General features: G+C 66.7%; 5 protein-coding genes. 3 read left to right on the top strand and 2 right to left on the bottom strand.

The window, feature by feature from the left end:
• Positions 1–114 precede the first annotated feature (114 nt).
• Together G6O54_RS31590 and G6O54_RS31585 are read right to left on the bottom strand one after the other, a co-directional pair.
• Positions 115–501: a hypothetical protein gene (locus G6O54_RS31590; RefSeq protein ID WP_165232944.1), complete on the bottom strand. Its 387-nt coding sequence runs from the start codon at positions 499–501 to the stop codon at positions 115–117.
• Entirely contained in the window at positions 494–1,606 is a 1,113-nt protein-coding gene (locus G6O54_RS31585) for a YheT family hydrolase (protein ID WP_165232941.1), read from the bottom strand. The genes G6O54_RS31590 and G6O54_RS31585 overlap by 8 nt, the downstream gene beginning before the upstream one ends.
• A 360-nt stretch (positions 1,607–1,966) precedes the next feature.
• Here G6O54_RS31585 and G6O54_RS31580 point away from each other — a divergent pair, with 360 nt between their 5' ends.
• From G6O54_RS31580 to G6O54_RS31570, 3 genes are all read left to right on the top strand, one after another.
• The gene (locus G6O54_RS31580) at positions 1,967–3,529 is read left to right on the top strand and encodes a B12-binding domain-containing radical SAM protein (protein WP_165232938.1); all 1,563 of its coding nucleotides are present in this window, start codon (positions 1,967–1,969) and stop codon (positions 3,527–3,529) included.
• A gap of 463 nt (positions 3,530–3,992) precedes the next feature.
• Entirely contained in the window at positions 3,993–4,865 is an 873-nt protein-coding gene (locus tag G6O54_RS31575) for an acyl-CoA desaturase (RefSeq protein ID WP_250847183.1), read from the top strand.
• A 617-nt stretch (positions 4,866–5,482) separates the two neighbouring features.
• Positions 5,483–5,977, top strand: a complete 495-nt coding sequence (locus G6O54_RS31570; RefSeq protein WP_165232932.1) for a hypothetical protein — start codon at positions 5,483–5,485, stop codon at positions 5,975–5,977.
• Positions 5,978–6,000 lie beyond the last annotated feature (23 nt).

Raw genomic sequence — 6,000 nt, 5'->3', positions numbered from 1 at the left:
ATCGTGCTCGGGGTCAGGAGGTCACGCCGTGGCCCTTCGACCCACGTCCTCCTCACCCCTCGTCCCTCGCCCCTCGCCCCTCGTCCCTCGTCCCTCGTCCCTGTCCCTGTCCCCTCAGAACGGGATATCGTCCACGGTCCCCTCGGAGTCGGGGGGGGACTGGCGGCGGGGCTTGGTGGACTGCGAGTTCCGGCCGCGGGAGCGTTTCCGGGGGAGGGAGGACGGGTCGGACTTTCGGGCCGCGGCCTGGCGGTCGCGCTGGGCTTCGAGCTCCTCGACGTACTCGGCGGACTGCTCTAGGTGGCCCATGATCAGGCCGAGGAAGTGGAGGCGGGCCCCCTGGGTCTCGAGGAACTCGTGGAACTGGAAGCCGCCGTCGCGGATGGTCTCTTCCTGGTCGAGGACGTCGTCCGCCAGGGTCTCGACGAGCTGGTCTCGGCCCTTGAGCAGGACTTCCATGGCGGCCCGGTACTTGTTCATCGATGGTTCAGGTTCAGGCATGGCGGTTCGGATCTCCCGGTTGGGCCGTGGTTCGGCGGATTCGCCGCGAGGGGGCGAGGTCGAGGCGATCTTCGGGCAGGCCCCAGCGGTCCGCCAGCCAGGCGGAGAGTCGGACGTCGAGCCAGCGATGGTCGCCGTGCCACGGCCGGCGGCTGACGTAGCCGAGGTGGCCGCCGTGGCGGATCAGGTCGAGCTCGATCGACGCCGGGAACTCCGCCCCGGCGAACGAGCCCGCGGGGATGAACGGGTCGTCCTCGGCGTGGACGACGAGTCCCGGCACGGTCGCGCGCGAGATCCACGGCCGGGCGCTGCTGCGGCCGTAGTAGTCGTCCGCCGAGGAGAACCCGTTGCGAGGGGCCGTGTAGCGATGGTCGAACTGCCGGACCGAGCGGACGCCCGCCAGGTCCGGCGGGCCGAGCTCGGGGAAACGGGCGTGGAGCCGCCCGACCTGGCCTTTGAGCCAGGCGGTGAAGTTCCAGTCATAGAGCCGGTTGGAGGGCCGGCCGATCTGCGCGGCGCTCGCCGCCAGGTCGATCGGCGGGTTGGCGGCGAGCACGCAGTCCAGGCCCGGCACCGGATCCGCGGCGGCCTCGCCGGCGAGCTTGAGCGCGAGGTTGCCGCCGAGCGAGAAGCCGACCAGGGCGATCGGCGAGCCCGTCGCGCGGGCGGCGAGCCAGGCGACCGTCCGGCGGACGTCCTCGGTGCGGCCGGCGTGATAGATCCCCCGCGCCAGGCCGAAGCCCTCGCCCGCCCCCCGGAGGTTCATGCGGACGACCCGGACCCCCAGCCGGAAGAGCCGGCGGGCCACCCGGACGACGTAGGGGGCCTTGGCGCAGCTCCCGAGCCCGTGGATGAGCAGCGCCGCGGGGTCGCCGTCGGACCAGCCGTCGGGGATGCTCTCCAGGACGAGGAGACGGTCGCCGTCCTCCAGGCTGATCTCGTGCCCGGTGGCCGGGAGTCGCAGGTCGCCGTGGAAGAAATAGCGCGCGGCCACGGTCTGGCCATGCGGGCCGCGGAGCCACGCGGGGGGCTCGAAGCGGGGGACCCGCCTCGCGGCGGCGGCGTCCCGACTGTCAGCGATCGCGGCTCGCAGGGTGATCGACATCGGGGCAAGGCTCGTCGCGAAGTCGGAAGAGTGAGGGTTCGTCTCGAGCGTCCGTGGCGTCGGTCCGATTCTAACAACGGGCGGATCGATTTGAGAACCTCTCGAGGGCGGGGGCCGGGTGCCGGGGGCGCCGAGAGAGGGACGGGAGGAGAGGTCCGGATTATTCCTGCCAGGGCCCTTATCGGCCTCGAATTGCCGCTTGAGCTTTCTTGGATATCACCGCGATAATGACCTGGCCCGCGTTTTGCTCCTGGAATCTGGATCGACGAACGTCAGCCGTCGGCCCTCGCGCCACGACGTTCGGGGCCGGGTCCCGAACATGGCCGAAACTTCGCAGTCGAAAGGGAAGGGCGAGCTTCCATGGCCGATATCGTGATCATCAATCCGCGGTTCGAGAAGTCCTACTGGGGCATGGAGCATGCGCTGCCGTTCCTGGGCAAATCGAGCAACCTGCCGGTGGCGAGTCTGCCCCTGCTGGCGGCGCTGACGCCGGCGGAGCACTCGGTGACGCTGATCGACGAGAGCATCGAGGAGATCGACTGGGACCGGGTCGCGCGGGCGGATATCGTGGGCGTGACGGGGATGAGCGTCCAGCGGTTCCGGATGATGGAGATCATCCGCGAGCTGAAGGAGCGAGGCTGCTTCGTGGTGGTGGGGGGCCCGTGGGTCACGGTCCAGGAAGACTACTTCGAGGGCCTGGCCGACGTGATCTTCATCGGCGAGGCCGACGAGTCGTGGCCCCGGTTCCTCGGCGAGTGGAAGCAGGGCCTGCACCAGTACCGCTACGAGCAGGCCGAGAAGACCGACATGACGAAGGTCCCGACGCCCCGCTTCGACATGCTGAAGATGGGCCGGTACGCCTTCGGCAGCCTCCAGTTCTCGCGGGGATGCCCGTTCCAGTGCGAGTTCTGCGACATCATCGTGACCTTCGGCCGTCGCCCGCGGATCAAGACCGCCGCGCAGGTGATCGCGGAGTTCGAGGCGATGTACGCGAGCGGCCAGCGGATCGTCTTCGTCGTCGACGACAACCTGATCGGCAACAAGAAGGCGATCAAGGAGGTGCTCCGCGAGGTCGTGGCCTGGCAGGAGCGGAAGGGCTACCCGCTGTCGCTGTTCACCGAGGCCTCGATCGACCTGGCGGACGACCCGGAGCTGCTGGACCTGATGACGCGGGCGAACTTCGTGGCCACGTTCATCGGCATCGAGAGCCCCAGCGAGGAGGCCCACCGCGAGGCCAAGAAGTTCCAGAACGTGCGGGCCGGGGGGACGCTCATCGAGAAGGTGCACCGGATCCAGGAGGCGGGCCTGGAGGTCTGGTGCGGGATGATCATGGGCTTCGACAGCGACGACGCGACGATCTTCGACCGCCAGATCGAGTTCATCCAGGCCTGCCGGATCCCGTTCGCGATGACCGGCATGCTGAGCGCGATCCCGAAGACCCCGCTGCACGATCGGCTGGCCGCCGAGGGGCGTCTCGACCTGGGAGACCGCCCCGAATTCGGCACCAACGTGATCCCGCTCCAGATGACCCGGGAGGAGCTGCTGGACGGCTATCTCAGGGTGATCGGCGACCTCTACGATCCGGAGCTGTACTTCGAGAGGACCGACGCCCTGTTCCTGGACCCCGCCTTCGACTTCGGCATCACGAAGCGGAAGCCGTGGTGGAGGATCTCGCTGCGGTGGTGGCAGATGGAGGCGGCACACGCGGCGATGGCCGCCGGGCTGTTCGGCCGCCTGATGGCCCACGTTCCCGATGCGGGACTGCGAGCCGTCTACCGTCGTCATCTCGGCCGGTTCCTGAAGGTCCACCGCCGCCCCGGGCTGGTCTTCACCTACGTCTTTCATATGGCGATGCACTTCCATGTCTGGAAGCTGGGGAAGGAGATGGCCACCCGCGAGTCGCAGCTCGTGAACTCTTTCTAGAATTCGACCCGGCCTGGTGCCGATTTTCCGAGGCTACCCGGTGGAGTTCTCCGGTGTCCTGCGATAAACTCTCCGTCGCTCCGGACCGCCTTTTGCCGCTCCTGCGCCTCACCGGCATTCCGCCCACATGACCCCAAAAACGACCTACTGAGCGAGAGAACCAGGCCTTGTTGTCCGGTAAGCTGCGCCGGGGCTTGCGATCGCGACCCCGGCGAAATCGGCGACCGTCCGTCGACCGGGACGACCAGGAGGTCTCTCCTCCCGTACCCGATGTTGAGTACGCTTAACCGAGTCCGCCAGCCTGTTTACGTCGAGCTTGGTCGGCCGCAGGCTCCTCTTACCGTTGCGAATCTTCTCCCGAGTTGAGAAAAGGTTGGATATGACGACGACGACCGTAGAACAATCGGTGCAACGGATTTCGTGGCCGCCCATCTTGTGGATCGGGGCGCTTCACGTTGGCGCCTTGTTCGCGCTCCTGCCCTCCAACTTCTCCTGGGGCGCGGTGGCCGTCTGCCTGTTCCTCCACTGGCTCACCGGCGGCATCGGCATCTGCCTGACCTATCACCGACTCCTCACCCACCGCAGCTTCACGCTCCGTCCGCGGTGGCTGGAGTATCCCCTCACGATCATCGGCACGATGGCCTCCGAGGGCGGGCCCATCGGATGGGTTGCCGACCATCGCAGGCATCACGCATTCTCGGACGACGAGAACGACACGCACTCGCCGCTGCAGGGTTTCTTCTGGGCCCACATGGCGTGGTGGATGTGGGTGGACGACAACTCGCGGCATACTCCCGCCTACTACAAGCGTTGGGCGCCGGACCTGTACCGAGATCCGGTCCTGCGGTGGATCGACGGCTACCACATCCTGTTCCCGATCGCGCTCATGGGGGCCCTCTACGCGATGGGGGGCTGGAGCTGGCTGGTCTGGGGTGGCTTCCTGCGGACGATCCTGGTCCTGCACACGACCTGGCTGGTGAACTCCGCCAGCCACATCTGGGGCTATCGCTCCCACGCGACCCGCGACAAGTCGACGAACCTCTGGTGGGTCGCCGCCCTGACCTACGGTGAGGGCTGGCACAACAATCACCATGCTTTCCAGACCTCGGCGCGCCACGGCCTGGACTGGTGGGAGCTCGACCCGACCTACTGGGCGATCAAGACGCTGTCGTTCTTCGGCCTGGCCGGCAACCTCAAGCTCGCGAAAATCCAGAGGCAGCGCGCCGCCGCCTCGGCCTCGGTCTTGAACGGGGGGACGGCGGAATCGCTGGTGGACGATCCCAATCAGTTCGTCCCGGCGGACGATCCTCATCAGTTCGCCTCCGTGGAGTCATGATCTCCCGGTCGTTTCCGAAGCAAGTCGCCGGGGCACCGTCGCGATCCGATCGACGGCCCCGGCGGACCTCGGCTTGCCTTTCCGCGATGATGCGGCCAAGATGATGCGGTCTTGCGATGCGGCCCTAGCTCAACGGCAGAGCAGGGGACTCATCAAGATTTAAGGTGGCACGGGGGGGTAACCCCTCGCTGCGAACCGGGTGAATTGCGGGGAACCTAAACGCAGGTTGGAGTGATCGATCTCTCCCGTCCCTCGCGCAGGGCAATCCGCAGCCAAGCCTGGCAGGGCCTAGGTTGCCAGGAAGGTTCAGAGACTAGCGGGGTGAGCCCCAACGATAACCCCCGCCCATGAGCGCCCGGCCTCCGCCCATCGCGACGGAGGATGAGATAGTCCAAGCCTCGGGGAAACCCGGGGGCCCTTGAATCCCTTGGTTGCAGGTTCGAATCCTGCGGGCCGCACTCTTCACTCCTTGCCGCGATGCCTCCTGGTCTCCGGATTTCCTCCCAGCCGCATGAAGGCTCGGCCCCTCCGTCGGGGACAGGGGCCTTGCATGTCGGTCCTGGCCGACGTCTCATGAAGTTGCATCGAGACGCCACCTCTCTGCCAAGGAGTCAACCATGCGCAACTTCAGGATCATGATCATCGTCACGGGGCTGGCCATCCTGGCCGGCTCATCCGGTGTCGCCATGGCGCAGGATGGGGCGAAGCCCGACGAGGCCACGGCTCTCGCGGTCAAGCTCACGACCGCCGGCGCGGAACTCTTCGACACCTTCAAGCCCAAGGCGATGGCGAACACCTACACCGAGGAAGCCGAGCTGGTCCTCACGATTCGCGGAGGAGACGGCAATATCAAGGTCGAGCGCAACGTCGGTCGTGCGGACATCGAGAAACAATACGAGAAGCTCTTCGAGAAGCCTCAGACCATCAAGTCTCGCAACCACGTCGAATACGCCAAGCTGATCGCGCCCGACATCCTCGTGATCGCGGGCACCTTCGACGTCAACACGTTGCAGTCGGATGCTCCGAAGGTCCCCTTCTACCAGGTCCGCGTCAAGGAAGGGGACAAGTGGCTGATCTCGAGCATGCGGATCTTCGTCGTGCTGAAGCCTTGAGCGGCGACGAGGGCGGACAACGA

Source organism: Aquisphaera insulae (genome assembly GCF_011064615.1).
In the GTDB taxonomy this organism is placed as follows: domain Bacteria; phylum Planctomycetota; class Planctomycetia; order Isosphaerales; family Isosphaeraceae; genus Aquisphaera; species Aquisphaera insulae.
This window is presented reverse-complemented; position numbering and strand designations above follow the sequence as displayed.

Coding starts and splice junctions, on each gene's coding strand:
- G6O54_RS31590 (WP_165232944.1), bottom strand. CDS start 501: ATGCCTGAACCTGAACCATCGATGAACAAGTACCGGGCCGCCATGGAA.
- G6O54_RS31570 (WP_165232932.1), top strand. CDS start 5,483: ATGCGCAACTTCAGGATCATGATCATCGTCACGGGGCTGGCCATCCTG.
- G6O54_RS31585 (WP_165232941.1), bottom strand. CDS start 1,606: ATGTCGATCACCCTGCGAGCCGCGATCGCTGACAGTCGGGACGCCGCC.
- G6O54_RS31580 (WP_165232938.1), top strand. CDS start 1,967: ATGGCCGATATCGTGATCATCAATCCGCGGTTCGAGAAGTCCTACTGG.